At 72.2% G+C, this 26,427-nt stretch carries 24 protein-coding genes and 1 riboswitch; of the genes, 15 read left to right on the plus strand and 9 right to left on the minus strand.

Annotated features, from left to right (window positions below; genetic code table 11):
* Positions 1–106: 106 nt before the first annotated feature.
* The 3 genes from H4J02_RS02320 to H4J02_RS02330 are packed head-to-tail and all read right to left on the minus strand — an operon-like array spanning position 107 to position 2,937.
* Positions 107–1,621 (minus strand): ferredoxin--NADP reductase, encoded by a 1,515-nt coding sequence (locus H4J02_RS02320; protein WP_187675524.1) that lies wholly within the window; start codon positions 1,619–1,621, stop codon positions 107–109.
* Positions 1,618–2,478: an FAD:protein FMN transferase gene (locus H4J02_RS02325; protein ID WP_187675525.1), complete on the minus strand. Its 861-nt coding sequence runs from the start codon at positions 2,476–2,478 to the stop codon at positions 1,618–1,620. The genes H4J02_RS02320 and H4J02_RS02325 overlap by 4 nt, the downstream gene beginning before the upstream one ends.
* A gap of 6 nt (positions 2,479–2,484) precedes the next feature.
* Positions 2,485–2,937, minus strand: coding sequence for a hypothetical protein (locus H4J02_RS02330; RefSeq protein ID WP_187675526.1), 453 nt, complete (start codon positions 2,935–2,937; stop codon positions 2,485–2,487).
* A gap of 148 nt (positions 2,938–3,085) precedes the next feature.
* Between H4J02_RS02330 and H4J02_RS02335 the strand changes: the two genes are divergently transcribed.
* From H4J02_RS02335 to H4J02_RS02365, 7 genes are all read left to right on the plus strand, one after another.
* Positions 3,086–4,237, plus strand: coding sequence for an ROK family transcriptional regulator (locus H4J02_RS02335; protein WP_187675527.1), 1,152 nt, complete (start codon positions 3,086–3,088; stop codon positions 4,235–4,237).
* A gap of 82 nt (positions 4,238–4,319) precedes the next feature.
* Positions 4,320–5,612: an extracellular solute-binding protein gene (locus H4J02_RS02340; RefSeq protein ID WP_187675528.1), complete on the plus strand. Its 1,293-nt coding sequence runs from the start codon at positions 4,320–4,322 to the stop codon at positions 5,610–5,612.
* Positions 5,613–5,768: 156 nt separating this feature from the next.
* Positions 5,769–6,695, plus strand: coding sequence for a carbohydrate ABC transporter permease (locus H4J02_RS02345; protein WP_187675529.1), 927 nt, complete (start codon positions 5,769–5,771; stop codon positions 6,693–6,695).
* Entirely contained in the window at positions 6,692–7,534 is an 843-nt protein-coding gene (locus H4J02_RS02350) for a carbohydrate ABC transporter permease (RefSeq protein WP_262406180.1), read from the plus strand. Before H4J02_RS02345 ends, H4J02_RS02350 begins: the two co-directional genes overlap by 4 nt.
* Positions 7,531–8,946 (plus strand): beta-N-acetylhexosaminidase, encoded by a 1,416-nt coding sequence (gene nagZ / locus H4J02_RS02355; protein ID WP_187675530.1) that lies wholly within the window; start codon positions 7,531–7,533, stop codon positions 8,944–8,946. Before H4J02_RS02350 ends, nagZ begins: the two co-directional genes overlap by 4 nt.
* Complete coding sequence (locus H4J02_RS02360) at positions 8,943–9,866, plus strand: ROK family protein (protein WP_187675531.1); 924 nt, start codon at positions 8,943–8,945, stop codon at positions 9,864–9,866. Before nagZ ends, H4J02_RS02360 begins: the two co-directional genes overlap by 4 nt.
* Positions 9,866–10,651 carry a glucosamine-6-phosphate deaminase gene (locus tag H4J02_RS02365; protein WP_187675532.1) on the plus strand — a complete coding sequence of 262 codons (786 nt, stop codon included), beginning with the start codon at positions 9,866–9,868 and terminating at the stop codon, positions 10,649–10,651. Before H4J02_RS02360 ends, H4J02_RS02365 begins: the two co-directional genes overlap by 1 nt.
* A gap of 113 nt (positions 10,652–10,764) precedes the next feature.
* On the opposite strand, the gene nagA is transcribed toward H4J02_RS02365, so the two are convergent.
* Together nagA and purU are read right to left on the minus strand one after the other, a co-directional pair.
* On the minus strand, positions 10,765–11,898 hold the full coding sequence (nagA, locus tag H4J02_RS02370; RefSeq protein WP_187675533.1) for an N-acetylglucosamine-6-phosphate deacetylase: 1,134 nt from the start codon (positions 11,896–11,898) through the stop codon (positions 10,765–10,767).
* A gap of 71 nt (positions 11,899–11,969) precedes the next feature.
* Positions 11,970–12,827, minus strand: coding sequence for a formyltetrahydrofolate deformylase (purU, locus tag H4J02_RS02375; RefSeq protein ID WP_187675534.1), 858 nt, complete (start codon positions 12,825–12,827; stop codon positions 11,970–11,972).
* 45 nt (positions 12,828–12,872) lie between these two features.
* On the opposite strand from purU, the gene H4J02_RS02380 reads away from it, so the two are divergent.
* Entirely contained in the window at positions 12,873–14,060 is a 1,188-nt protein-coding gene (locus tag H4J02_RS02380) for an MFS transporter (RefSeq protein ID WP_187675535.1), read from the plus strand.
* Positions 14,061–14,081: 21 nt separating this feature from the next.
* On the opposite strand, the gene H4J02_RS02385 is transcribed toward H4J02_RS02380, so the two are convergent.
* Positions 14,082–15,647, minus strand: a complete 1,566-nt coding sequence (locus tag H4J02_RS02385) for a beta-N-acetylhexosaminidase (RefSeq protein ID WP_262406182.1) — start codon at positions 15,645–15,647, stop codon at positions 14,082–14,084.
* A gap of 12 nt (positions 15,648–15,659) precedes the next feature.
* Positions 15,660–15,745, plus strand: a riboswitch (ZMP/ZTP riboswitch).
* 41 nt (positions 15,746–15,786) lie between these two features.
* Here H4J02_RS02385 and glyA point away from each other — a divergent pair.
* On the plus strand, positions 15,787–17,079 hold the full coding sequence (gene glyA, locus H4J02_RS02390; RefSeq protein ID WP_187675536.1) for a serine hydroxymethyltransferase: 1,293 nt from the start codon (positions 15,787–15,789) through the stop codon (positions 17,077–17,079).
* A gap of 83 nt (positions 17,080–17,162) precedes the next feature.
* On the plus strand, positions 17,163–18,047 hold the full coding sequence (locus H4J02_RS02395) for a bifunctional methylenetetrahydrofolate dehydrogenase/methenyltetrahydrofolate cyclohydrolase (protein WP_187675537.1): 885 nt from the start codon (positions 17,163–17,165) through the stop codon (positions 18,045–18,047).
* Positions 18,048–18,134: 87 nt separating this feature from the next.
* Here the strand turns inward: H4J02_RS02395 and H4J02_RS02400 are convergent, their stop codons facing one another.
* The 3 genes from H4J02_RS02400 to galT all read right to left on the minus strand — a co-directional run bounded on the left by H4J02_RS02400 (position 18,135) and on the right by galT (position 20,951).
* On the minus strand, positions 18,135–18,410 hold the full coding sequence (locus tag H4J02_RS02400) for a Fe-S cluster assembly protein HesB (RefSeq protein WP_187675538.1): 276 nt from the start codon (positions 18,408–18,410) through the stop codon (positions 18,135–18,137).
* 292 nt (positions 18,411–18,702) lie between these two features.
* A complete protein-coding gene (gene galK, locus H4J02_RS02405) occupies positions 18,703–19,869 on the minus strand; it encodes a galactokinase (protein ID WP_187675539.1) in 1,167 nt (388 codons plus the stop codon).
* Positions 19,866–20,951: a galactose-1-phosphate uridylyltransferase gene (gene galT / locus H4J02_RS02410; protein WP_187675540.1), complete on the minus strand. Its 1,086-nt coding sequence runs from the start codon at positions 20,949–20,951 to the stop codon at positions 19,866–19,868. Before galT ends, galK begins: the two co-directional genes overlap by 4 nt.
* Positions 20,952–21,000: 49 nt before the next feature.
* Between galT and H4J02_RS02415 the strand changes: the two genes are divergently transcribed.
* From H4J02_RS02415 to H4J02_RS02435, 5 genes are all read left to right on the plus strand, one after another.
* Entirely contained in the window at positions 21,001–21,813 is an 813-nt protein-coding gene (locus H4J02_RS02415) for a DeoR/GlpR family DNA-binding transcription regulator (RefSeq protein ID WP_187675541.1), read from the plus strand.
* A gap of 82 nt (positions 21,814–21,895) precedes the next feature.
* Positions 21,896–23,362, plus strand: coding sequence for a sugar porter family MFS transporter (locus H4J02_RS02420; RefSeq protein WP_187675542.1), 1,467 nt, complete (start codon positions 21,896–21,898; stop codon positions 23,360–23,362).
* A 10-nt stretch (positions 23,363–23,372) separates the two neighbouring features.
* Positions 23,373–24,305, plus strand: a complete 933-nt coding sequence (locus H4J02_RS02425; RefSeq protein ID WP_187675543.1) for an aldose 1-epimerase family protein — start codon at positions 23,373–23,375, stop codon at positions 24,303–24,305.
* Positions 24,302–25,219, plus strand: a complete 918-nt coding sequence (locus H4J02_RS02430; RefSeq protein ID WP_187675544.1) for an aldose 1-epimerase family protein — start codon at positions 24,302–24,304, stop codon at positions 25,217–25,219. Before H4J02_RS02425 ends, H4J02_RS02430 begins: the two co-directional genes overlap by 4 nt.
* A gap of 101 nt (positions 25,220–25,320) precedes the next feature.
* On the plus strand, positions 25,321–26,409 hold the full coding sequence (locus tag H4J02_RS02435) for a VIT1/CCC1 transporter family protein (protein ID WP_262406183.1): 1,089 nt from the start codon (positions 25,321–25,323) through the stop codon (positions 26,407–26,409).
* The last annotated feature ends 18 nt before the right edge of the window (positions 26,410–26,427 follow it).

Below are 26,427 nucleotides of genomic sequence, written 5' to 3' on the forward strand. Positions count from 1 at the left end.
CGGCGCGTATCGAAACCCCACCGACGTCAGACGTCCGTCCGGTTTCGATACGCCGTGCGTCGCGCCTGAGGCGCGGCGCGCGGCACTCAACCAGCGGGAGAGCGACTCAGTAGCCGAGGAACACGTCGGTGCGGATGCGGCGCGCACCCGCGGCGCGGAGGGCGCGACGCAGCCGCGCCACGTCCGCGGGCGCACCCGAGAGGTACACGTGGCGCTCGGCCGCATCCGGGATCGCCCGCAGCACGGTGTCGGCGTCGAGCGCGCCCGCGCCGAGCCACGTCCAGCCGGCGGGCAGCTCGCCGGGGTCGTCGGGCGACAGCACGGCGACGCGGCATCCGGTGGCGGCGAGCTCGTCGCGGTAGGCGAGGTCGGATGCCGACCGCACCGCGTAGAGCAGCTCGGCGTCGCCCGCGCGCCCGGCCGCGGCGAGGGCGCCGAGGTGCGACACGAAGGGCGTCACGCCGATGCCCGCCGCGACGAAGGCGAGCTTCGCATCCGCGTGGCGCGGCAGCGTGAAGTCGCCCCACACTCCCGTCGCGCGGATGCGGGCCCCCGGCTCGAGCGCGACGAGCGCGCGCTTGAAGCTCGACGCCTGCTCCCGCACGCGCACCCCGACCGCGACCTCGGGGTCGCCCGGCGCCGACGCGACCGAGAACACGCGACGGATGCCGCCGAGGTCGGGCCGGTGGTGCGGGATCGTGAGCTCGAGGTACTGGCCGGGGGCGAACCGCACGTGCGCCGTGGGGCGGAAGCGGAACTCCCACGCGGTCGGCGTGAGCTGCCGCTTGGACGCGAGCTCGAGCGTCACGCCGCGCCGCTGACCGAGCAGGAACGCGAGCACACCGCCGATGACGAGCGCGAGCTCGGTCGTGTTGCGGAACGGCCCGATCGTGAACGGCACGCTCGTGAGCAGACCCGTGACGACGGCGTACAGGATGCGCTGCCACGCGCGCGGCGGCATCGTGAGCGGCTCGCTGAGCATGAACCCCGCGGCGAAGACGACGGGGGAGGAGAGGAAGGTGAACGCGAGCGCCGTCGGCACGTCGCTGCCGAACAGCAGGAAGCGCACGAGGAGCACGCCGCCCGCGACGGCGATGTAGACGAGCCCCATGCCGAGCCGGCGCGTGCGCCACAGGATGAGGAGCGCCCCGAGCGCGACGACGGGAAGCAGCGGGGGAGTCGCGACCCACCACGACGAGAACGCGAGCCCCGTCACGCCGACGACGACGGCCGCGAACGCCGCGGGGTTCACGAGGTGCCGCCCGCGCCACGCGATGACGTACTTCGAGAGCGCGGCGATCGCGGCGGCGAGCGCGAGAAAAAGGAGCCCCGCGGGATCGAGCGTCGGCTCGAGCACGAAGAGCAGCAGGAGCGCCGTGATGACCCCCGACTCGACGAGCGGTCGGCTGCGGAAGGCGAGCCCGAGCACCTGATTCGCGATCCAGGACGCGGCGAGCAGCACGGCGGCCGAGGCGAGGATCGCGAGCGGGTCGATCGAGATCGCGTCGGTGAGCGCGAGCACGAGGGCCACGAGCCCGACGACGGCGAGCACGACGACGACGAGCAGGTACATCGTGATGCGGCCGAGCACTCGGTCGATCCAGGCGGTCACACGGTTCATGCGAAGACCTCTCCGGGGAAGCCGCGGCTCGTCTCGAGCGTGCCGTCGGACAGCATCCTGACCCATTCGACGCCCCGGCGCTCGAGCCAGCCGGGGTCGACGTCGAAGAACAGCGCGGTCGCGGCACCGTCGGCCGTGAGGTCGTCGGATGCCACGGCCCACGTCGCGAGCACGTCGCGCGCGGGCAGCCCGGTGACCGCGTCGAGCACGTGGTGCGTGCCGTCGGCGAGGCGGCGGCGGTTGCCGGCGCTCGCGGAGAGTGCGCCGTCGTGCAGCTCGGCGACGCCCACGGCCTTCGTCGGGTCACCCGGATGCTCGAGCGCGACCCGCATGGGCACGTCGCGGATGCGCAGGTCGCCCGAGCCGTCGACGACCGATCGCGCGACGCCCGCCTCGGCGAGCAGCGCGCTCACGAGGTCGACGAGGTAGCCCTTGCCGGCGGCGCCGACGTCGAGGAGCACGGGGGCGACGGTGTCGAGGTGGGTGCCGTCCCACGCGAGCGCGTCTTCGAAGCGGGGCACGGCATCCGGAACCCCCGCGAGGCGCGGCCCGAAGCCCGCGGCGGCGAGCGCGCCGCCCACAAGGGGCGAGACCCGGCCGCCCGTCGCGGCGTGCAGCTCGGCGTAGAGGGCGAGGAGCGGGCCGGCGTCGTCGGGCAGCTGGTAGCGACCCGGCTGCCGGGCGATGCGCGTCACGAGCGAGTCGTCGCGGTAGCGCGACCAGTCGCGGTCGAAGCGCTCCACGCGCTCCCGGGCGGCGGCGCGCACGTCATCCGCCAGCGGCTCCTCGGTGTCGATCCGCCACGGGGTGCCGAGGGCGTCGAAGCGCCACGCGTGCGGCAGCGGGTCGGCGATCACCCGGGCCTACGCGCGCGCGTCGGCCTTGATGGCCACGACGGCCTTGTTGAAGCCGCCGCTCGTGAGCGACGACCCGGCGACCCGCGAGACGTCGAGGTCGTCGATGTCCTTGCCGACGACGACGTCGGCGATGCCGCTCGCGAACTTCTCCTGGAAGGAGCGCGCCTGCGGGTCCTCCGCCTCGGGCGTGACGGTCACCGCCGTCACGACGTCGCCCTCGAGCGTGAGGTCGACCTTGACCGATTCCTCACCCGCGGGGGAGATGTAGCTCGCCTCGGCGCTGTAGTCGCCGTCGGCGTAGCTCGCGTCGGCGCCCGAGCCGCCCGTGGTGCCGTCGCCGCCCGTGCCGCCGTCCGCGCCGGAGGGGGATGCCGCGCATCCGCTCAGGGCGAGGAGGCCGATTCCGGCCGCGCCGACGAGTCCGAACAGGGGGCGGATGGAGGGCGCCTGAGTCGTCATGCGGATCAGAATCGCAGCGGATGCTTGGGCGACGCTGGCAAAGACGATGAATTCGCATGGATTTAACGTCGTACCGCGTTCGTTACGTCTCGGTAAATCTCGCCGCGCGGGATTGCGCACCTTTTGTTCGTACGCTTTACTAACAAACATGTCGGCACCGGAAGCGCAGCGCAGCGCCAGCCCCCGCGCCCTCCGCCCCTCGGCGAAGGTGCTGCCGGAGCACGCGCGCAGCCACAATCGCTCCCTCGTGCTGCAGCACCTCTACCGCGGCGGCCTCCAGAGCCGCGCCGACCTCGCGCGCGAGACCGGCCTCACGCGCGTCACCGTCTCCGACCTCGTCGCCGAGCTCATCGCCGACGGCCTCGTCGTCGAGACCGGCCAGCGCGACGAGGGCCGCCCCGGCAAGCCCGCCATCCTGCTCGACATCAACCGCGACGGCCACCGCATCATCGGCATCGACCTCTCCGACACGGGCGTCTTCCGCGGGGCGTTGCTCGACATCGACGGCCGCGTCGTCACCCGCATGGAGGCCGCGACCGACGGCGCCGCCGGCGACGACGTCGCCGCGCTCGCCGTGCAGCTCGTGCGCGACCTCGTCGCCGCGAGCGACCGCCCGCTCCTCGGCATCGGCATCGGCTCGCCCGGCATCGTCGACCTCGGTGGCCGCGTGCTCTCCGCACCCAACCTCGAGTGGTCCGACCTCGCGCTGCAGAGCATCGTCGAGGACGCCATCGGCCTCCCGGTCATCGTCGCGAACGACGCCAACGCGGCGGCGCTCGCCGAGCACAGCTTCGGCGGCGCGCTCGGCGACCTCATGCTCATCCGGGTCGGCCGCGGTGTCGGCGCGGGCCTCATCCTCGGCGGCATGCCCGTCTTCGGCAGCCGCTTCGCCGCGGGCGAGCTCGGCCACGTCGTCGTCGGCACCGACGGCGGCGAGCTGTGCGTCTGCGGCAAGCACGGATGCCTCGAGACGTGGCTCTCGGTGCCGCGGCTCCGCGCCGGGCTCGACGCGGCATCCGACGCCGAGGCCCGCGACGACGTGCTGCGTCGTGCCGGCGAGCGCCTCGGCATCGCCCTCGCGCCGGTCGTCGGCGCCCTCAATCTCGACGAGGTCGTCATCAGCGGCCCCGTCGAACTCCTCGACGGCCCGCTCACCGAGGCGGCCATCGAGACCTTCCGCGCCCGAACGATGGCCGAGTTCCACGGCGATCTGACGGTGCGGATGTCCGACCTCGGCCAGGACATCGTCATGCGCGGCGCCGCCGCCATGGTCCTGTCGGGGAGACTCGGGGTCTCCTGAGCCCGAACCCATCGCACCACCCTTGCAACCAGCGGTGCCGCCACCCGGCGCATCCGCAATTCGAAGAAGAAGGAAAGCACGAATGAAGCGAAAGATCGCAAGCGTCGCCGCGGCGACAGCTGCGCTCGTCGTCCTCGCGGGCTGCGCGGCTCCGGCCGACACCTCGGACGACTCCCAGGGTCAGGACATCACGTTCTGGGTCATGGGAGGTGACACCCCGGACGCACTCCGCGACTACCTGAAGACCGAGTACAAGAAGGCGACCGGGGGCACCCTTACCATCGAGGAGCAGGGTTGGGGTGACGCTCTCGCGAAGCTCACGACGGCCCTGCCCGACGCCGAGAATACCCCGGATGTCACGGAGATCGGGAACACCTGGTCGCCCACCTTCACGACCGTCGGCGCGTTCAGCGACATCTCCGACCTGTACGACGAGCTCGGCGGCGACAAGCTGCTGAAGTCGTTCGTCGAGGTCGGCGAGGTCGACGGCAAGAACTACGCCCTGCCGTACTACTTCGGCTCGCGCTACGTGTTCTACCGCAAGGACCTCTACGCCGCCGCCGGCGTCGAGGTTCCCACGACCCTCCCGCAGCTGACCGAGGTCGCCACGAAGCTCCACAGCGACGGCACCTCGGGCTTCTACCTGGGCGGCGAGGACTGGCGCAACGGCATCTCGTGGATCTTCGCCTACGGCGGAGACCTCGCGAAGAAGGACGGCGACGCCTGGAAGTCGACGCTGTCCGACCCGAAGAGCATCGAGGGTCTGACCGCGCTGCAGGAGCTCTACACGAACGCGTCGAACGCGCCCGTGACCGAGGCCGACAGCACCCCGTGGGTGAACATCAACACCCAGCCGGATGCGGCGGCCCCCGAGGCCGCGACGATCATCGCCCCCGGTTGGGCGCACTGGTCGATCGGCGACCTGACGCCCGACCCCGAGGACGACACCAAGACGGTCGCCACGTGGAACGACGACGTGTTCGGCGCGTACGTGCTCCCCGGCGTCGACGGCGGCGTCGCCCCCGTCTTCGCGGGCGGCTCCAACATCGCGATCTCGGCGGCCTCGAAGAACCAGGCCGGCGCCCGCGAGCTCATGAAGATCATCTTCAGCGCCGAGTACCAGCAGATGCTCGGTGAGAACGGCCTCGGCCCGGCCAACTCGGACTACGTCTCCTCGCTCGGCGACGACCAGTTCGCGACGGCGCTCATCGAGTCGGCCCTCGGCTCGAAGCTCACCCCCGCGGCGCCCGGCTGGGCCGCCGTCGAGGGCTCGGGCCTGCTCGAGGAGTTCTTCGGCAAGGTCAACGCGGGCGGCGACGTCGCAGCGCTGGCGGCCGAGTACGACAAGAAGATCGACGAGCTCATCAACGGCTAGTCACCATGCCGGTCGGGCAGCGCACGCTGCGGCTGCCCGACCGGCACCACCCCGGCCATACCGGGGAACGCAGCGTCCTCACTCTTCGCCCCGCCGCATCCGGCCCGGGCTCGCAGCTCCCATCCCAACCCGAAGCCTTCGAAAGGAGGATCCCGCATGTCCGCACAGGCCCCCGGCGCCCGCATCCAACCTCGGCGCACCTCAGGCGTCCCGTATGTGCTGATCGTGCCCGCCGTCCTCGCGCTGCTGCTCGGCCTCGGCTACCCGCTCATCTGGCAGGTCGTCACGTCGTTCCAGAAGTACGGACTCGCCCAGCAGTTCGGCCAGCCGCCCGAGTGGGTCGGCTTCGACAACTTCGCGAACCTCGCGTGGAACGGCGAGTTCTGGGGCGTCGTCGGCCGCTCGCTGCTGTTCTGCGTCGTGACCGCCGCCGCGACCGTGATCATCGGCGTCGGCATGGCGCTGCTCATGAACGCGGTCGGACGCGTCGTGAAGCTCATCCTGCAGGTCTCGATGCTGCTCGCGTGGGCGATGCCCGTCGCCGCCGCCACGACCGTCTTCATCTGGCTCTTCGACCGCCGCCGCGGCGTCGTCAACTACCTGCTCGACATGATCCCCGGCGTCGACATGAACCGGTACGACTGGCTCGGCAACCCCGTCACCTTCTTCCTCGTGGCGAGCGTGCTCATCGTGTGGATGTCGGTGCCCTTCGTCGCCTTCGCGGTCTACGCGGGCCTCACCCAGATCTCCGAGGAGGTCATGGAGGCCGCGCAGATCGACGGCGCCAGCGCGTGGCAGCGCTTCGGCGGCATCATCCTGCCGATGATCAAGCCCGTGCTGTCGATCGTGCTGCTGCTGCAGCTCATCTGGGACCTGCGGGTCTTCGCCCAGATCACCCTGCTGAAGGATGCGGGCTCCAAGTCGGGCGAGTTCGACCTGCTCGGCACCTACATCTACAAGCTCGGCGTCGCGTCGAACGACTTCGGGGTCGCGAGCGCCGTCTCGATCGTCGTGCTCATCATCACCCTCGCGATCAGCTGGGTGTACGTGCGCGAGCTCATCAAGGAGGATGAGGCACAGTGACCGCCGCCAAGCTCGGGCGCATCGCCCTCAGCGTGCTCGCGATCGTGCTCGCGATCGTGTGGATCTTCCCCGTCTACTGGATGGCCAACTCGGCGTTCATCTCGACCGCGGTGCTGCAGCAGTTCACGCCGCACTTCTTCCCCGGCCAGTACTTCACGACCTCGAACTTCACGGGCGCCGTCGCCGACGGCTCGTTCTTCGGCGCGCTCGGAATGAGCCTCGCGATCACGCTCATCGTGGTCGTCGTGTGCCTCGTGTTCGCGTTCCTCGGCGCCGTCGCGATCAGCCGCTTCAAGTTCCGCGGTCGCAAGAGCTTCGTGCTCGCGCTCCTGCTCATCCAGATGCTGCCCGCAGAGGGCCTCTTCATCGCGCAGTACAAGATGGTGTCGTCGGTCGGCCTCCTCAACACCGTGCTCGGCGTGAGCGTCATCTACATCGCCGCCGTCATCCCCTTCACGGTGTGGATGCTGCGCGGCTTCGTCGCGGGCGTGCCGGCCGAGCTCGAGGAGGCGGCGATGGTCGACGGCCTCAGCCGCTTCCAGGCGTTCATGCGCATCACGTTCCCGCTGCTCGCGCCGGGACTTGTGGCATCCGGCGTCTACGCCTTCCTGCAGGCGTGGAACGAGATCACGGTCGCCGTCGTGCTGCTGCCCGCCGAGGCGGCGCAGACGCTGCCGCTCTGGCTGCGCGGCTTCGTGCAGGCGTCCGCGACGCGCGAGACCGACTGGGGCCAGGTGATGGCCGCGTCGACGATCGTCGCGATCCCCGTCATCATCTTCTTCCTCATCGTGCAGGGACGCATGACGAGCGGCATCGTGGGAGGTGCGGTCAAGGGATGACGACCTCCACCCGCGGCGCGGCCCTCCCCACCCTGCTCCCCGGCTTCGTCGGCACCGAACTGCCCGAGTGGCTCGCCGCGCGCCTGCGCGACGGCCTCGGCGGCGTGTGCCTCTTCGCCGAGAACATCGTGTCGGTCGAGCAGCTGCGCGCCCTCACGACCGCGATCCGCGAGGCCAACCCCCGCGCGCTCATCGCGATCGACGAGGAGGGCGGCGACGTCTCCCGCCTCCACGCCGCGACGGGATCGCCCTTCCCCGGCAACGCCGTGCTCGGGCGCGTCGATGACACGGCCCTCACGGCATCCGTCGGCGCGGCCGTCGCGGCCGAGCTGCGCGCCGCGGGCGTCAACCTCAACTTCGCGCCCGACGTCGACATCAACTCGAACCCCGACAACCCCGTGATCGGCGTGCGGAGCTTCGGCACCGACCCCGACCTCGTCGCGCGCCACGCGGCGGCGTGGGTCGAGGCGCACGAGGCCGCGGGCGTGGCCGTGAGCGCGAAGCACTTCCCGGGGCACGGCGACACGAACGCCGATTCGCACCTCGCGCTGCCCGTCGTCGACCTGCCGCTCGAGGTGCTGCGCGAGCGCGAGCTCGTGCCCTTCGTCGCCGCGATCGCGGCCGGCGCGCGCACGATCATGTCGAGCCACATCCTGCTGCCGCAGCTCGACGCGGCGCAGCCCGCGACGTTCTCGCCGCGCATCCTGCAGCAGCTGCTGCGCGACGAGCTCGGCTTCGACGGCGTCGTCGTCTCCGACGCGCTCGACATGGTGGGCGCCTCGGGCGAGATCGGCATCCCCGCCGCCGCCGTGCGCGCGCTCGCGGGCGGCTGCGACCTGCTCTGCATCGGCACCCGCAACACGGATGCGCAGCTCACCGAGATCGAGACGGCGATCGAGGCGGCCCTCGCCTCGGGCGAGCTCGACGAGGCGCGCCTCCAGGACGCGGTCGCGCGCGTCACGACGCTCGCCGAGTCGCTGCCCGCGGAGCTCGAGGAACAGCCCGAGCCGTACGCGCCCGACCCGGCCCGCATCGCATCCGCGTTCGACGTCGCCGACGGTGTGGCCCTGCCCGCCGAGGCGCGCATCGTGAGCCTCGAGACCACCGCGAACGTCGCCGTCGGCACCGTGCCGTGGGGCCTCGCGAGCGTCGGCCTCGCACCCGAGCCGCTGCGCGAGGGCGAGCCGCTGCCCGCATCCGAGGTGCCCTACCTCGTGGTCGGCAAAGACAACCACCGCCGCGCCTGGACGCGCGACATCATCGACGCCGCGCGGGCCGCCCAGCCCGGCACGGTCGTCATCGACATGGGCTGGCCCGCACCCGACCGGGCCTACGCCGACATCGCCACCTTCGGGGCGTCGCGCAGCGTCTCCGCCGCGCTCCGCGAGGTGCTGGACGGGAGAGAACTGTGAGGGTCGGGCTCGACATCGGAGGCACCAAGACGGATGCCGTGGCGGTCGCCGACGACGGCACCGTCGCGCACACCCTGCGGCTGCCGACGGGCTTCGGACCGGAGGCGGTCGTCGCGACGGCCGTCGAGGCCGTGCAGCGCGTCTCGGATGCGACCGGCACGCCCGTCGCGGACTTCGCGTCGATCGGCATCGGCATCCCCGGCGCCGTCGACCCGCGGGGTCGCGTGACGCACGCCGTCAACCTCGGCCTCGACGACCTCGGCCTGGGGGAGGAGCTGCACGCGCGGCTCGGACGCCCCGTGCGCATCGAGAACGACGTCAACGCCGCCGCCGTGGGAGCGTTCCATCTGCGCGGGCTCGGCTCCGGCCAGTCGATGGCCTACCTCAACCTCGGCACGGGGCTCGCCGCGGGCCTCGTGCTCGGCGGCGAGCTGTGGCGCGGCGTGAGCGGCGTCGCGGGCGAGATCGGGCACATCCCCGTCGACCCCTCGGGCCCGCTGTGCCCATGCGGTCAGCGCGGCTGCCTCGAGCTTTACGCCTCCGGTTCGGCCGTCGCGCGGCAGTGGCCGAGCGAGGACCCGCTGCCCGTCGCGGCCCTCTTCGCGGCCGCGGCATCCGGCGACCCCGACGCTGCGGCCGTGCGCGACCGTCTGCTGCAGGGCGTGGCCGAGGCCGCGCGCCTGCTCGTGCTGACGGTCGACGTCGACGACGTCGTGATCGGCGGCGGCATCAGCCGCCTCGGCGAGCCCCTGCTCGACGGCGTGCGGTCGGTGATCGCGCGCTGGGAGGCCGTATCGCCGTTCGTCGCCTCGCTCGGACTCGCCGGGCGTCTGAGGCTGCTGCCGCCCGACTTCCCCGCGGCGGCGGTCGGCGCCGCGCTCGTGGGCGACCCCGAGGCCGAGACCCTGGAGGTGGTGTGATGGCCGAGATCGTGATCCTCTCCGGCTCGCCCGAGGAGGCGAAGGCCGCAGCCGGCGAGCTGGCCGCCGATCTCATCGAGCGCGTCGTGCGCGCCAAGGCGGATGCCGTGCTCGGCCTCGCGACCGGCTCGACCCCGCTGCCCGTGTGGAGCGCGCTCGCGCAGCGCGAGCTCGACTGGTCTCGTGTGCGGGGCTTCGCCCTCGATGAGTACGTCGGCCTCCCCGCGGGGCACCCCGAGAGCTACCGCGCGGTCATCACGCGCGAAGTCGTCGACACCCTCGGCCTCGAGCCGTCGCTCGTCCACGTGCCTGGGGACGACGGCGGCCCGATCGAGACCGCGGGCGCACGCTACGAGGCCGCGATCGCCGCGGCCGGGGGTGTCGACATCCAGGTGCTCGGCATCGGGCGCACGGGCCACATCGGCTTCAACGAGCCGGGGTCGAGCTTCGCCTCGCGCACGCGCGTCAAGACCCTCACCGAGGCGACGCGCGTCGACAACGCGCGCTTCTTCGACTCGATCGACGACGTGCCGCGGCACTGCCTCACGCAGGGGCTCGGCACGATCCTCGACGCGCGCGAGCTCGTGCTGCTCGCCTTCGGCGAGGCGAAGGCGGATGCCGTGGCCGGGGCCGTCGAGGGGCCCGTGTCGGCGTCGCTGCCGGGCTCGGCGATCCAGCTGCACCCCGAGGTGACGGTCATCGTCGACGAGGCGGCGGCGTCGAAGCTGCGCTTCGCCGACTACTACCGCTACGCGTGGGACAACCGGCCCGACTGGGCGCGGTGATCGGTGATCAGCGGGCTGGTTTCGACACGGCCGCTTCGCGGCCTACTCAACCAGCGAGTCACCCGCTGGTTGAGTAGCGAGCGCAGCGAGCGTGTCGAAACCAGCCCCCCTGATCAGCTCAGCCGCCCGCCCGCGGCCCACACGCCCGTCACGCGGCCGTCCGCGTCGAGCGCCACGGCATCCGCCGCGTAGCCGGGCTCGAGGAGGCCGAGGCGGTCGCCGAAGCCGAGCGCGCGGGCGGGCACGGCGGTGACGGCTCCCACGGCGTCCGGCCAGGGGAGCCCCACGACGTCGACCGCGCGCCGCAGCGCGGCGTCGAGCGTGAGGGTCGAGCCCGCGATCGTCTGCGTGCCCGAGAGCAGCGCGAGGCCGTCCTGCACGGTCACGTTGAGCGTGCCGAGGCGGTAGTCGCCGTCTGCGCTCGCCGCCGCGGCCATCGAATCGGTGATGAGCGCGACGCGGCCCGGGGCCTCGTCGAGCAGCAGCGCGACGACGGCGTCGTGCACGTGGTGACCGTCGAGGATCACCTCGAGCGTCACGCGCTCGTCCGAGAGCGCCGCGAGCACGGGCCCCGGCTCGCGGTGGTGGATGCCGTTCATGGCGTTGAAGGCATGTGTCAGGATGCTCGCCCCGCGGTCGAAGGCGCGCGCGGCCGTCTCGAAGTCGGCCTCGGTGTGCCCGACTGCGACGCGCACGCCCGCGGCGACGAGCGCGTCGATCGCGGCATCCGCTCCGGGCAGCTCGGGCGCCATCGTGATCTGGCGCAGCGTGCCGTGGCCGGCCGCGATGAGCTGCTCGACGTCGACGAGATCGGGCTCGCGCAGGTAGTCCTCGTGGTGGGCGCCGCGGCGACCGGGCGCGAGGAATGGCCCCTCGAGGTGCGTGCCGAGCACGAGCGGGTCGGATGCGGCGAGCTCGGCCACCTCGGCGAGGTTCGAGCGCAGCGAGGCGAGCGGGTTCGCGACGAGCGACACGACCGACCGCGTGACGCCGTGCGCGCGGTGCGCCGCGAGAGCGGATGCGAGCTCCTCGCCGCCGTCGTCGTAGGCGTGGCCGCCGCCGCCGTGCCCGTGGATGTCGACGAAGCCCGGCACGAGACGCGCGCCAGCGAGATCGACGCGCTCAGCGGCATCCGGGGCCTCGCCCGTGCCGACAGCGGCGATCGCGTCGCCGTCGAACAGCACCCAGCCGCCGGGGGTCTCGCCGCGCTCGTCGGTCAGCAGCGCATCGTGGAGAAGCAGCGTCACGAGTCGAGCCTAGCCAGGTCGGGTCTCGAGACGCGTCCGCTGCGCGGGCGTTCCTCGACCACCTTCGATTGCTAGCGGAAGATGATCGTGCGCACGCCGTCGAGCAACACGCGGTCCTCGGCGAACCACTTGACGGCCTGCGTGAGCGTGCGGCTCTCCTCGTCCTGCCCGATCGCGACGAGCTCGGCGGGCGTGCGCGTGTGGTCGACGCGCACGACGTTCTGCTCGATGATGGGCCCTTCGTCGAGATCGCTCGTGACGAAGTGGGCCGTCGCGCCGATGAGCTTCACGCCGCGCGAGTGCGCCTGCTTGTAGGGGTTCGCGCCCTTGAAGCCCGGCAGGAAGGAGTGGTGGATGTTGATGACCCGGCCCGCGAGCGCCTCGCACAGCTCGGGCGACAGGATCTGCATGTAGCGCGCGAGCACGACGAGCTCGATGTCGTGCTGCTCGACGACCTCGAGCACGCGCTGCTCGAACGCCTTCTTCTCGTCGGGCGAGGTGACGGCGTGCGACTCGAATGGCACGTCGTAGAACGCGGCGAGCTCGCCGAGGTCGGGGTGGTTCGACATGACGAGCGGGATGTCGACGCCCAGCTGGCCGGCGCGCTGGCGGAACAGCAGGTCGTTGAGGCAGTGGCCCGCCTTCGACACGAGCACGAGGGTGCGAAGGGGGCGGCCGACAACGTCGAGCTGCCACGTCATCCCGTAGCGTTCCGTGACCGGCGTGAGCGCGGCCTCGAACGCCTCGCGGCTCGCCGCCGACTCCACCTGGAGGCGCATGAAGAAGGTGCCCGTGTCGTCGCTCGAGAACTGCTGCGACTCGGTGATGTTGCCCTCGGCCTCCACGATCGCGCCGCTGATGGCGTGCACGATGCCGGGTCGGTCCTCGCACACGAGGGTCAGGATCCAGTGGGTCGTCTCGGGCGTCACGAGACACCAGCGTAGGGCGTCGCCGCAGGGGCCTAGGCTCGTCTGGTGAGTTCGAGCACCAACGGTTTCCCCTTCTTCCGGCTCCTCGTGCTCACGGGGGCGATCTTCGCATCCGTCTCGAGCGAGTTCCTGCCCACGGGCCTGCTGCCCGAGATGGCGGCCGACCTGGGGGTGTCGGAGTCGCAGATCGGACTGCTCGTCACCGTGTTCGCCGCGACCGTGGTCATCTCGACCGCCCCGCTCACCGTGCTCACGCGCCGCTACTCGCGCAAGTGGCTCATGGTCATGCTGCTCGGCATCTTCGCGCTCACCAACGTGCTGTGCGCGATCGCGCCCACCTACTGGTTCCTCGTGGGCGCGCGCATCCTCGGCGGCCTCGCGCACGGCCTCTTCTGGGCCGTCACGGGCCCCTACGCGGCGCTCCTCGTGCCGCGCCACCAGCTCGCGCGCGCCATCTCGATCACGAACGCGGGCGGCACGATGGCGTTCATCCTCGGTGTGCCGCTCGGCACGTTCCTCGGGCACGCGCTCGGATGGCGTCTCGCGTTCGCCGCGATGGCCGCGGTCGTCGTCGTGTTCATGGTGTGCGTCATCGTGTACCTGCCGCCCGTGTCGCACCTCGTGCAGCTCTCGACCGGCGAGATCGCCGTGCCGACGCGCAAGGACCGCTCGCTGCCCGCCGTCGTCATCGTCTGCCTCACGGTCGTGCTCATCATCACGGGGCACAACATCTTCTACACGTACATCGCGCCGTGGGCGATCCAGGTGGGCGGCGTCGACGAGGCGGGCGTGAGCGGGCTGCTGTTCGCCTACGGTGCGGCGGGCGCCATCGGTCTCGCGCTCGGAGGCGCCTTCGGCGACCGCTTCCCGCGCGGCTCGGTCAACGTCGCGCTCGCGGGCGTCGCGCTCAGCATCCTGTTCCTCGCGGCGTTCGGCACCTCGGCGGTTCCGATCGTCATCGGCATGGTGATCTGGAGCGTGTTCTTCGGCGGCGTGCCCGCCCTCATGCACTCGCGCGTGCTGCACTCGGCGTCGGAGCGCATCCGCGACCTCGCCGCCGCGTGGCTCACGACGGCGTTCAACCTCGCGATCGGCGGGGGCGCGCTCATCGGCGGCTTCCTGCTCGACGGCCTCGGCATCCGCGTGCTTCCGTGGGTCGCGGCGGCGGTCATCGCGGGCGGGCTCGTGTTCGTCATCGTGACCGACCGCGCGCGCATGGCCGCGCACCGCTAGCAGCCGCGCGCCTCGGCGCGCTCAGGGCCAGGGGATGCCCGCGGGGCGCAGGTAGCGCACGCCCTGCGCGTCCCAGCGGGCGGCGAGGCGGATGAGACGGGGCACGAAGTCGTCGTAGTCGCGCGCGGACTGCGCGGTCCAGGCGACCTCGGCCATGGCCGCGAGCCGCGGCATCGCCATCTCCTCGACCTCGTCCACCGTGCGAAAGGTCTCGGTCCACAAGGGTGCCTCGACGCCCAGGATGTCGTCCTCGCCGATGCCGGGCAGCACCGTCGCCGGGTCCCACGCGTAGGCGTCCTCGATCGACGTGAAGCCGTTCGCCCACGTGAGCCCGCGCGGCGTGAGGAAGTCGTATTTCATGTCGAGGTAGGCGACGTCGGCGGGCGAGACGATGAGCCGACCGCCCTGCTCGACGATCGAGCGCGCCTCGGCGAGGTCGGCCTCCGAGGGCTCCACGTACCCCCAGTACTGGCCGATCGAGCCTGCGGGCAGCGCGCTCGACTGGCCGATCTGGTGCCAGCCGATGACGGTCTTACCGGTGCCCGCTGCGATGCGGGCCGCGCGCGTCACGAAGTACTCGTAGTCGTCGGCGGAGGTGGCGTGCGACTCGTCGCCGCCGATGTGCAGGTAGGGCCCGGGCGTGAGCTCGGCGAGCTCCGTTAGCACGTTTTCGACGAAGGCGTAGGTGACCTCAGACCGGGTGTCGAGCGTGGAGAACCCCACCTCGATGCCCGTGTAGGGCTTCGCGACCGTCCCGTCGGGGTTCAGTTCGGCGAGCGAGGCGAGCGCCGCGTTGGTGTGCCCCGGCATGTCGATCTCGGGCACGACGGTGATGAAGCGATCGGCCGCCGCCGCGACGATGCGGCGGTAGTCGTCTTTCGTGTAGAAGCCGCCCGGGTCGCTGTCGACCGCGTACCGCCCGCCGATCTCGGTGAGCTCCGGGTGGGCGTCGATCGCGATGCGCCAGCCCTGATCGTCGGTGAGGTGCAGGTGCAGCACATTGATCTTGAGCGACGCGAGCCGGTCGAGGTATCGCTCGACGTCGTCGACCGAGAAGAAGTGGCGCGCGACGTCGAGCATCGCGCTGCGGTACGCGAAGCGCGGGGCGTCGTGGATCGCGACCGCGGGCACCTCGCCGTCGGCACCCGGCGCGGGCAGTTGCAGAAGCGACTGCACCGCCCAGAACGCGCCCGCCGCATCACCCGCCTCGACGCTGATGCCCGTCGCGCCCACCTCGATGCGATGCTCCTCCGGCGCGAGCGCGGTGTCGAGGGCGAAGCGGATGCGCGGCTCGTCGCCGCCCGTCGGCAGCGCGATCCCCGTGCGCTCGGCGACGGCCTCGGCGTACGCGGCGACCACGGGCTCGAGCGACGGGTCGTCCGCGGCGATGCCCGTGGCATCCGTCAGCACGAAAGGTGGGTCGTCGCGCAGCTCGAGCTCGAGCGGCGCCGGCACGATCGACGGCACGGTGGGGGCGGATGCGTGCGGCGACAGGGAACCGGATGTCGCGCTCAGCGTCATCACCACCAGACCGGCCGCCGCGAGCACCGCGATCCCCGCGAGGCCGATCGTGGTCGCGGGGCGCACATCCGGTAGTCTGGCACCTGTCGCGACTGGCGTTCGGATGGGTCACCATCGGGGAGCGACGAACACGTGAACGGCGGCCGTACGCCTGGGCCGCCCCCAGCAATGACCGGGTAGTTTTCTCGTGACGTTAGGAGCGCCAGTGTCCGCCGAATCCACCTTCCTCCAGCCCCTCGCCGAGGTCGACCCCGAGGTCGCCGCCGCACTCGAGGCCGAGCTCGGCCGCCAGCGGTCGACGCTCGAGATGATCGCCTCCGAGAACTTCGTGCCGCGCGCCGTGCTCGAGGCGCAGGGCTCGGTGCTCACCAACAAGTACGCCGAGGGCTACCCCGGCCGCCGCTACTACGGCGGCTGCGAGTTCGTCGACGTCGTCGAGACGCTCGCGATCGAGCGCGCCAAGGAGCTCTTCGGCGCGAAGTTCGCCAACGTGCAGCCCCACTCGGGCGCCTCCGCGAACGCCGCCGTGCTCTCCGCGATCGCGCAGCCCGGCGACCGCATCCTGGGCCTCGAGCTCGCCCACGGCGGGCACCTCACGCACGGCATGAAGCTCAACTTCTCGGGCAAGCTCTACGAGGCCCACTCGTACAAGGTCGACCCCGAGACCTACCGCGTCGACATGGACGAGGTGCGCCGCGCCGCCCTCGAGGTGAAGCCGCAGGTCATCATCGCGGGCTGGTCGGCCTACCCCCGTCAGCTGGACTTCGCCGCCTTCCGTGCGATCGCCGACGAGGTCGGCGCGAAGCTGTGGGTCGACATGGCGCACTTCGCGGGCCTCGTCGCCGCGGGACTCCACCCCTCGCCCGTGCCGCACGCGCACGTCGTGAGCTCGACCGTGCACAAGACGATCGGCGGCCCCCGCTCCGGCTTCATCCTCACGAACGACGAGGAGATCGCGAAGAAGATCAACTCGAACGTCTTCCCCGGCCAGCAGGGCGGCCCGCTCATGCACGTCATTGCCGCCAAGGCGACCGCGTTCAAGCTCGCCGGCACCCCCGAGTTCCGCGACCGCCAGGAGCGCACGCTGGGCGGCGCCGCCATCCTCGCCGAGCGCCTCACGCAGCCCGACGCGACCGCCGCGGGCGTCGACGTGCTCACGGGCGGCACCGACGTGCACCTCGTGCTCGTCGACCTGCGCACCTCTGAGTTCAGCGGCAAGGAGGCGGAGGACCGCCTGCACGAGGTCGGCATCACCGTCAACAAGAACTCGGTGCCGAACGACCCGCGCCCCCCGATGGTGACCTCGGGTGTGCGCATCGGCACCCCGGCGCTCGCGACGCGCGGCTTCGGCGACGCCGAGTTCCGCGAGGTGGCCGACGTCATCGCGCTCGCCCTGCAGCCGGATGCCGACATCCCGGCCCTGCGCGCGCGCGTCGCGACGCTCGCCGACGCGTTCCCGCTCTACGAGGGCCTCACCTCGCCCGCCCGCTGGGCCTGACCGCGCCTCGTCCCCGAAAGTACGTACTTTTCGGGGATCGGGGGGCTCCCAGCGCGAAAAGTACGTACTTTCACGGAGATGACATGACCGCACAGGTTCTCGACGGGATCGCGACCGCGAGCGCGATCAAGAACGAGCTCAAGGAGCGGGTCGCGGCGCTCGCCGAGCGGGGGATCGTGCCGGGGCTCGGCACGCTCCTCGTGGGCGCCGACCCGGGCTCGGTGAGCTACGTCACGGGCAAGCACCGCGACTCGGCCGAGGTCGGCATCCGCTCCATCCGCGAGGAGCTGCCCGCCGACGCGACGGATGCCGACATCCGCGCCGCGATCGGCCGGCTCAACGCGAACCCCGAGGTCACGGGCTACATCGTGCAGCTGCCGCTGCCGAAGGGCATCGACGAGAACGCGATGCTCGAGCTCATCAACCCCGACAAGGACGCCGACGGCCTGCACCCGACCAACCTCGGCCGCCTCGTGCTCGGCGTCGACGGCGAGTTGCACTCGCCGCTGCCGTGCACGCCCGCGGGCGTCGTCGAGCTGCTGCGCCGCCACGACGTGCCCATCGCGGGCAAGCACGTGACGATCATCGGCCGCGGCCTCACCGTCGGCCGCCCGCTCGGGCTCGTGTTCACGCGCAAGGGCGTCGACGCGACCGTCACCCTCACCCACTCACGCACCGCCGACATCGCCGCCGAGGTGGCGAAGGCGGACATCGTGGTCGCCGCCGTCGGCGTTCCCCACTTCGTGAAGCCCGAGTGGGTGAAGCCCGGCGCCGCGGTGCTCGACGTCGGCGTCACGCGCGTCGGAACGACCGAGTCGGGCCGTGCCAAGCTTTCCGGCGACGTCGACCCAGCGGTCGCCGAGGTCGCCGGCTGGCTCTCGCCCAACCCCGGCGGCGTGGGGCCGATGACGCGTGCGATGCTCATCGCGAACGTCGTCGACGCCGCGGAGCGCGCAGCGCGCTCGTAGCCGCTTCGCACCCCCGCTTCGCTCGCGCGGGGTGCGACGCGTTAACGACGACGACGCCCGCTCGGGGCGGGCGTCGTCGGGGCGGCTCTACAGCTGCGGCGCGAGGGCGAAGCGGATGTCGCCCTCCGGGGTGATGACGGCGTCGAGCGTCATCTCGTCGAGCACCTGCGCGACCGGCGCATCCATGAAGACACGGGCGCCCTCGCGCTCGACCACGACCTCGCTCGGCCCGGGGGCCTCCGCGATCGCGATGTCGAAGCGGTTGTCGCCCTGCTGGATGCGCAGGCCCGCCGTGTCGGTCTCGCTCGCGCGCGACACCAGGTCGGAGACCACGGTTCCGGCGTTCTCGGTGAGGGTGAGCATTGCGGTTCCCCTTTCCTCGGTTTCGGAGTCGGCCACGATTCCGAGAATCCGCGGATGCCGCAACCCCGTCCCGCGGCGGGTCGCGGCATGTGGAGGGGATTGCCAGGAACGCCCCCGCTGGTTGAGTAGCCCGCGCAGCGGGCGTGTCGAAACCAGCCCGAGGTCACGCGTCGGTCGGTTTCGATACGCGCCTTCGGCGCTACTCAACCAACGGGTGGGCGTGCCTTCGGCGCTACTCAACCAACGGGTGGGCGTGCCTGCGGCGCTACTCAACCAACGGGGAGGTACCGCCTCACACCTCGCGGCGCGCACCCTCCGAGGGGGTCACGGTGAAGGTGACGGGCTGGCCGTAGCCGTGCTCCGCGAACGCGCCGTCGACCGCCACCTGCAGCCGCGAGACGAGCTCGCGCGGCACGAGGGCGATCGCCGAGCCGCCGAAGCCGCCGCCCGTCATCCGGGCCCCGATCGCACCCGCGGCCTGCGCCGTCTCGACCGCGAGGTCGAGCTCGGGCACCGAGATCTCGAAGTCGTCGCGCATCGACCGGTGGGATGCGTCGAGCAGCTCGCCGATCGCGCGCGGCCCCTGCGTGCGCAGCGTCTCGACCGTGTCGAGCACGCGCTGGTTCTCGGTGACGATGTGGCGCACCCGGCGGAAGGTGACGTCGTCGAGCAGCTCCTTCGCGCGCGGCAGGTCGTCGACCGTGACGTCGCGCAGCGCCGGCACGCCGAGCGCCGCCGCGCCCGCCTCGCACGACGCCCGGCGCTCGCGGTAGCCGCCGCTCGCGTGCGCGTGCTCGACCTGGGTGTCGATCACGAGGATCGTGAGGTCGTGCTCGGCGAGCCCGAGGTCGACCGCGGTGGCCTCCTGCGTGCGGCAGTCGATGAAGACGGCGGAGTCGTCGCGGCCGAGCAGCGACGCCATCTGATCCATGATCCCCGTCGGGGCGCCCACGAACTCGTTCTCGGCGGTGCGGCCCACGCGCGCGAGCTGCACGCGGTCGAGGCCGAGGCGCCAGAGCTCGTCGATCGCGAACGCGACGGCGCCCTCGATCGCGGCCGACGACGAGAGCCCCGCGCCGACGGGCACGTCCGACTCGAGCATGATGTCGAGACCCGGCACGGCGGCGAGGTCGGCGTGGCCGAGCTGCCCGAGCGCCCACACGACCCCGAGCGGGTAGCCCGCCCAGCCGCTCACGACATCCGGGCTCAGCTCGTCGAGCGCGATCTCGGCGATCTCGTCGGAGAAGGTCGATCCGACGCGGATGCGGGCGTCGTCGCGCAGGCCGACCGCGGCGAAGGTGCGGCGGTCGATCGCGAACGGCAGCACGAAGCCGTCGTTGTAGTCGGTGTGCTCGCCGATGAGGTTCGCGCGCCCCGGCGACGACCAGACGCCCGCCGGGGTCGTGCCGAACGCCTGCTCGAACTCGGCGCGCACGATGTCGCGCAGATCCTGGCTCATACCGAAGCCACCGCCTCCCGCAGCCGCTCGGCCGCATCCTCCGGAACGATATCCGCGATCCACGCGCCCATCGCCGACTCCGAGCCCGCGAGGAACTTGAGCCGCTCGGCGCCGCGTCGCGGCGAGGTGATCTGCAGCATGAGCCGCACGTCGTCGCGGCCCTCCCGCACGGGCGCCTGGTGCCACGCCGCGATGTAGGGCGTCGGGGTGTCGTAGAGGGCGTCGAGGCCGAGCAGCAGGCGCTTGAAGAGCACGGCGAGCTCGGCGCGCTCGGCCTCGTCGAGCGCGTCGATGTCGGGCACGTGCCGGTGGGGCAGCATGTGCACCTCGATGGGCCAGCGCGCCGCGAAGGGCACGAACGCCGTCCAGTGCTCGCCCGCGAGCACGACGCGCGGTCCCGCCTGCTCGCGCTCGAGGATCTGCTGGAAGAGGTCGGGCCCGAGCTCGGCGATCGCCTGCAGGGTCGAGCGCGTGCGCGGCGTCACGTAGGGGTACGCGTAGATCTGCCCGTGCGGGTGTCCGAGCGTGACGCCGATGGCCTCGCCGCGGTTCTCGAACGGGAACACCTGCGCGACGCCCGGCAGCGCCGAGAGCTCGCGCGTGCGATCCGCCCACGCCTCGATGACGGTGCGGATGCGCGTGACGCTCTGGGTGCCGAGCGAGCCGGTCGACTCGGGGCTGAAGCACACGACCTCGCAGCGGCCCACCGACGGGGCACTGCGGTCGAAGCCGCGGCCGGCGGGCGGAAGCGGGCCGTCGGAGTCGGGGCCGAACGACGGCGACTTGTTCTCGAAGACGACGACGTCGTAGAGGTCGGGGATCTCGGAGGGGTTGTCGGGCGTCTGCGGCGCGAGCGGGTCGAGGTGCGCGGGCGGCAGGAAGACGCGGTTGTTGCGGTTCGACGCGACCGAGATCCAGTCGCCCGTGAGCACGTCCTGACGCATGGTCGCGGTCGCGGGGCGCGGGTCGAGCTGCCGCTCGTCGAGGCGGCGCTCGGCGGGGAGCGTCGTGTCGGGGTCGTCGAAGTAGATGAGCTCTCGGCCGTCGGCCATGCGGGCCGTGCGGCGGGTGACACCGGACATGCACTTACGATAACGTAAGGCGATCTTGCCGAAACGAAAGGTTCCGTAAGTGACGGATGCCGCCCTCCCCGCCGAGGTCCGTCGCGCCCGCATCGCCGATCGCGTGCGCGAGGACGGCATCCTGCGCGTCGCCGACGCCGCCGCCGAGTTCCGGGTGAGTGAGGTCACCATCCGCTCCGACCTCGGCGTGCTCGAGGCCGCCGGGCTCGTGCGGCGCGTGCACGGCTCGGCGCTGCCCGCGGCGGGCGGGCCGCGCGAGGAGCCCGTCGAGCGCGTCTCGGCGCGCGACGCCGCGGCGAAGCGCGCCATCGGCCGCCGCGCGGCCGCGCTCGTCGACAATGGCACGAGCGTGCTGCTCGACGTCGGCTCGACGACCCTCGCGGTCGCCCACGCCCTCGTCGACCGCGTCGAGCGCGGCGACCTCGACGAGCTCGTCGTCGTCACGAACGGGCTCTCGATCGCGCTCGCCCTCGAGCCCGCGGTTCCGCGCGTCACGGTCGTGCTCACGGGCGGCACCCTGCGGCCGCTCCAGCACTCGCTCGTCGACCCCGGCGCATCCGAGTCGCTCGCGGGCCTGCACGTCGACCTCGCGATCCTCGGCTGCAACGGCGTCGACGACGACGGTCGCGTGACGAACCTCAACCTCGCCGAGGCGGGGGTCAAGCGCGCGATGGTCGCCGCATCCGCCGCGCAGCTCGTCGTCGCCGAGGCCGCGAAGCTCGGGGTGCGCCACCTCGGCACGATCGGGGTCGCCGACGAGCGCACGACCCTCGTCACGGCGGGCGCGTGGACGGATGCCGCAGCATCCACCGCACGCGCCCTCACGGCTCGCGGCGCCCGCGTGCTGCGCGCCGACGCCTGACGCTCCCGTCGGGCCGCTACATCCCCCCGGGGCAGATTTCAAGCTCCTACCGCGCCCCCGCGCGCCTCCCTAGCGTCGTACCGTGACGCAGAACACGGCCTCCATCCCCGCCGACGCCTTCTCCCTCCGCAGCCCCTTCGGGCGACGCGCGATCGGCCTCTCGGTCGCCGCGGCGGTCGGCGGCTTCCTCTTCGGGTTCGACTCCTCCGTCATCAACGGCGCCGTCGACTCCATCCAGGGCGACTTCGAGCTCGGCGCGTTCGTCACGGGCTTCGTCGTCGCGATCGCCCTGCTCGGATGCGCGGTCGGCGCCGTGCTCGCGGGTCGCCTCTCCGATCGCTGGGGTCGCCTCCGCGTCATGTTCATCGGCGCCATCATGTTCTTCGCGAGCTCGGTCGGGACCGGGTTCGCGTTCTCCGTGTGGGACCTCGGCGTGTGGCGCGTCGTCGGCGGACTCGGCATCGGCATCGCCTCCGTCGTCGCGCCGGCGTACATCGCGGAGGTCGCGCCGCGCCAGATCCGCGGCAGCCTCGCATCCCTGCAGCAGCTCGCGATCACGATCGGCATCTTCGCCGCTCTGCTGAGCGACGCGCTCCTCGCGGGCGGCGCGGGCGGAGCCGGCGAGAGCTTCTGGTTCGGGCTCGAGGCGTGGCGCTGGATGTTCCTCGTCGGCATCATCCCCGCCGCCGTCTACGGCATCCTCTCGTTCACGCTGCCCGAGTCGCCGCGCTACCTCATCGCGAACGGACGCTCCGACGAGGCGCGCGAGATCTTCGCGCGGCTCGTGCCGAAGGCCGACCTCGACCACACCGTGCGCGACCTGCAGAAGGCCATCGAGGAGGACCGCAAGAACGCCGGCGTCTCGCTCCGCGGCCCCGTGCTCGGGCTTCAGCGCATCGTGTGGGTGGGCATCATCCTGTCGGTGTTCCAGCAGTTCGTCGGCATCAACGTGATCTTCTACTACTCGACGAGCCTGTGGGCCTCGGTCGGCTTCGAGGAGTCGGCGTCGTTCACGATCAGCGTCATCACGTCGATCGTCAACGTGCTCGTCACCCTCGTGGCGATCTTCCTCGTCGACCGCGTCGGCCGGAAGCCGATCCTGCTCACGGGCTCCGTGCTCATGACGCTCTCACTCGCGACCATGGCGATCGCGTTCCTCTTCGCCGAGGGCTCGGGCGACGACGTCTCGCTGCCGGCACCGTGGGGTCCCATCGCGCTCGTCGCGGCGAACGTCTTCGTGATCGGCTTCGGCGCATCCTGGGGTCCGCTCGTGTGGGTGCTGCTCGGCGAGATCTTCCCGAGCCGCATCCGCGGGAAGGCGCTCGGTGTCGCTGCGGGTGCGCAGTGGATCGCGAACTTCCTCATCACGGTCTCGTTCCCCGCGATGAGCGGATGGTCGCTGCCGCTCACCTACGGCATGTACGCCCTGTTCGCGGCACTCTCGTTCGCGTACGTCGCGTGGCGCGTGCCCGAGACGAAGGGCATGGAGCTCGAGCAGACCGAGACGCTCTTCCACCGGAAGGAGTCCGAGAGGTCGCGCGCGTCCTAGGCTGGCGGTCGTGCTGACCCCCATCGGAGACGTCATCGAGCTGCGCACGGCGCGCTCCTCCGCGACCGTCGCGACGCTCGCCGCGGCCCTCACGAGCCTCGAGGTCGACGGGCGCGAACTCACCGAGCGCACCCCGTCGACGCGCCTGCCCGGCCACGGCAACGGAATCGTGCTCGCCCCGTGGCCCAACCGCGTGCGCGACGCCCGCTGGACCCACCGCGGCGAGGTGCAGCAGCTCGACATCACCGACCCGAGCCGCGGCAACGCCATCCACGGCCTGCTGCGCAACACCGCCTACCGCGTGCTCGAGCGAGCGGATGACGCGGTCGCCCTCGGCGCGCGCATCCACCCCCAGCACGGCTGGCCCTTCCTGCTCGAGACGTGGGTGCGTTACGCGCTCGCGGAGGACGGCCTCACGGTGACGCACGGGGTGCGGAACCTGGGAGCCGAGCCCGCGCCGTGGGCCGTGGGGGCGCATCCGTACTTCCGCGTCGGCGAGGTGCCCGTCGAGCAGCTGACGCTCGAGGTGCGCGCCGAGGGCTACCTCGAGCTCGACGAGCGGCTCGTGCCCGTCGCCGTGCGCGAGGTCGAGCCGGGCGGCGAGTTCGACCTGTCGGCACCGCGCGAACTCGGCGGCCTCGACCTCAACGTCGGCTACCAGGACGTCGTGACGGGCCCCGAGGGAGCCGCCGTTCTCACCGCTCCCGACGGCGCGCGCGTCGTGGTGTGGCAGGACGAGCCGTTCCGCTGGCTGCAGGTCTTCACGCCGCGCGACTTCCCGCACGTCGACGCCGAGGGTGCCGAGGCGCCCGCGCTCGCCGTGGCGCTCGAGCCGATGACGGCCGCGCCCGACGCGCTCAACTCCGGCGAGGGCCTCGTGTGGCTCGAGCCGGATCAGGACTGGGAGGCGTCGTGGGGCGTCCGCTACGAGGAGGGCGAATGAGCACGCGAACCGGAGTCGGCGAGCGCTTCGAGCTGCGCAACGGCGACGCGTACGCCGAGATCGGCACGGTCGCCGCGGTGCTGTGCGCGCTGCGTGTGGGCGACGTCGACGTGACGGAACCGCTGCCCGTCGAGACCGCGCCGCCCCCGTTCTGCTCGGGCATCGCCCTCGCGCCGTGGCCCAACCGTGTGCGCGCGGGACGCTGGGAGCTCGACGGCGTGCCGCAGCAGCTCGACATCACCGAGCCGAAGCGCGGCGGCGCCCTGCACGGGCTGCTCGAGTTCGCCGAGTACGAGGTGCGCGAGCGCAGCGACGACGCGATCACGCTCGGCGCCGTCATCCACCCGCAGCACGGCTGGCCGTTCCTGCTCGACACCTGGGTGCGGTTCGAGCTGCAGCCCGACGGTCTCACCGTGACGCACGGTGCCCGCAATCTCTCGGGCGTGCGCGCCCCGTACGCGACGGGGACGCATCCGTACCCCCGCATCGGCGCGCACGACGTCGCCGACCTGCTGCTCACCGTGCCCGCCGACGAGTACCTCGAGGTCGACGAGCGGCTCGACCCCATCGCGTGGCACGAGGTGTCGGGCGGCACCGACCTGCGCGACGGTGTGCGCGTGGGCGACCTCGAGCTCGACACGGCGTTCCGGGGGCTACGTCCCGTCGGCGGGGTGACCGCCGTGCTGAGCGCGCCCGACGGCTCGCGCCTCGAGATGTGGCAGGACGATGACTGGCGCTACCTGCAGGTCTTCACGACCCCGATCTTCCCGAGGGCCGACGGCCTCGGCACCGCGGTCGCCATCGAGCCCATGACGGCGCCGCCCGACGCCCTCAACTCGGGCGAGGGTCTCATCTGGCTCGACCCCGAGGAGTCGTACGAGGGCCGCTGGGGGCTGCGCCACATCGCGGCGTAGGCGGTCGAGGAGCGCCCGTGCAGCGGACGCGTCTCGAGACCCTCACCCGGGACCCGGGATTCGGCCGCCCGCAACTCGTATGCGCTCGGCAGAATGAATCGGTGCCGACCTCGAACACCGACCACATCCCCACGCCGACGCCCGCGCAGATCCGTCGTTGGCGGCGCTACCTCGCGGCCGAGCGCGCCGAGGCGGCGATCTACCGCGAGCTGGGGCAGCGGCGCGAGGGGCCGGAGCGTGAGATCCTGCTCGCCCTCGCCGACGCCGAGGCGCGCCACGAGAGCCACTGGCTGAAGCTGCTGGGGCCGAGGTCGGAACCCGCCCCGCACCCCGACCTGCGCACCCGGCTCCTCGGCTTCCTGGCCAAGCGGCTGGGCTTCCTCTTCGTGCTCGCGCTCGCCCAGCGCGCCGAGGGCCGCTCGCCCTACGACGACGACCCCAACGCGACCGTGCGGATGGCGGCCGACGAGCGCATCCACGGCGAGGTGCTGCGCGGGCTCGCCGCACGCGGTCGCACGCGGCTCTCGGGCACCTTCCGTGCCGCCGTCTTCGGGGCGAACGACGGTCTCGTGTCGAACCTCGCGCTCGTGCTCGGCATCGGCGCGACCGGCGCGCCGCCGAGCGTCGTGCTCTTCACGGGCATCGCGGGCCTCCTCGCGGGCGCCCTGTCGATGGGCGCGGGGGAGTACGTGTCGGTCAAGTCGCAGCGCGAGCTGCTCGCGGCATCCCGTCCCGACCCCGCGTCGCAGTCGGCGCTCGCGCACCTCGACGTCGACGCGAACGAGCTCGCGCTCGTCTACCGGGCGCGCGGCATGGCCCCCGAGGACGCCGAGGCGCACGCGCAGGACGTGCTCGCCACCCTGCATCTCGAGGCAGACGTCCCGCCCGAGGAGCTCGACCCGCACGAGGCCGTCGGCTCGCCCTGGCACGCCGCCGGCTCGAGCTTCCTGTTCTTCGCGTCGGGGGCGCTCATCCCGGTGCTGCCGTACCTGCTCGGCATGGCGGGGTTGCCCGCGGTCGTCGTCGCCTCGGTGCTCGTCGGCATCGCGCTGCTCGGCACGGGCGCGGTCGTCGGCATCCTCTCGGGCGCCCCGCCGCTCTACCGCGCCCTGCGCCAGCTCGCGATCGGCTACGGCGCCGCCGCCGCCACCTACCTGCTGGGCTTGCTCTTCGGCGCCACCCTCGCCTGATAGTTCCCGTTCCGCGTG

Source organism: Protaetiibacter sp. SSC-01 (assembly GCF_014483895.1).
GTDB lineage: Bacteria > Actinomycetota > Actinomycetes > Actinomycetales > Microbacteriaceae > Homoserinibacter.

Excerpts from the sequence above, each read along its gene's own strand:
- H4J02_RS02320 (WP_187675524.1), bottom strand. The coding sequence starts at position 1,621 with ATGAACCGTGTGACCGCCTGGATCGACCGAGTGCTCGGCCGCATCACG.
- H4J02_RS02330 (WP_187675526.1), bottom strand. The coding sequence starts at position 2,937 with ATGACGACTCAGGCGCCCTCCATCCGCCCCCTGTTCGGACTCGTCGGC.
- H4J02_RS02335 (WP_187675527.1), top strand. The coding sequence starts at position 3,086 with ATGTCGGCACCGGAAGCGCAGCGCAGCGCCAGCCCCCGCGCCCTCCGC.
- H4J02_RS02340 (WP_187675528.1), top strand. The coding sequence starts at position 4,320 with ATGAAGCGAAAGATCGCAAGCGTCGCCGCGGCGACAGCTGCGCTCGTC.
- H4J02_RS02345 (WP_187675529.1), top strand. The coding sequence starts at position 5,769 with ATGTCCGCACAGGCCCCCGGCGCCCGCATCCAACCTCGGCGCACCTCA.
- nagZ (WP_187675530.1), top strand. The coding sequence starts at position 7,531 with ATGACGACCTCCACCCGCGGCGCGGCCCTCCCCACCCTGCTCCCCGGC.
- H4J02_RS02365 (WP_187675532.1), top strand. The coding sequence starts at position 9,866 with ATGGCCGAGATCGTGATCCTCTCCGGCTCGCCCGAGGAGGCGAAGGCC.
- H4J02_RS02395 (WP_187675537.1), top strand. The coding sequence starts at position 17,163 with ATGACCGCACAGGTTCTCGACGGGATCGCGACCGCGAGCGCGATCAAG.
- H4J02_RS02400 (WP_187675538.1), bottom strand. The coding sequence starts at position 18,410 with ATGCTCACCCTCACCGAGAACGCCGGAACCGTGGTCTCCGACCTGGTG.
- galK (WP_187675539.1), bottom strand. The coding sequence starts at position 19,869 with ATGAGCCAGGATCTGCGCGACATCGTGCGCGCCGAGTTCGAGCAGGCG.
- galT (WP_187675540.1), bottom strand. The coding sequence starts at position 20,951 with ATGTCCGGTGTCACCCGCCGCACGGCCCGCATGGCCGACGGCCGAGAG.
- H4J02_RS02430 (WP_187675544.1), top strand. The coding sequence starts at position 24,302 with ATGAGCACGCGAACCGGAGTCGGCGAGCGCTTCGAGCTGCGCAACGGC.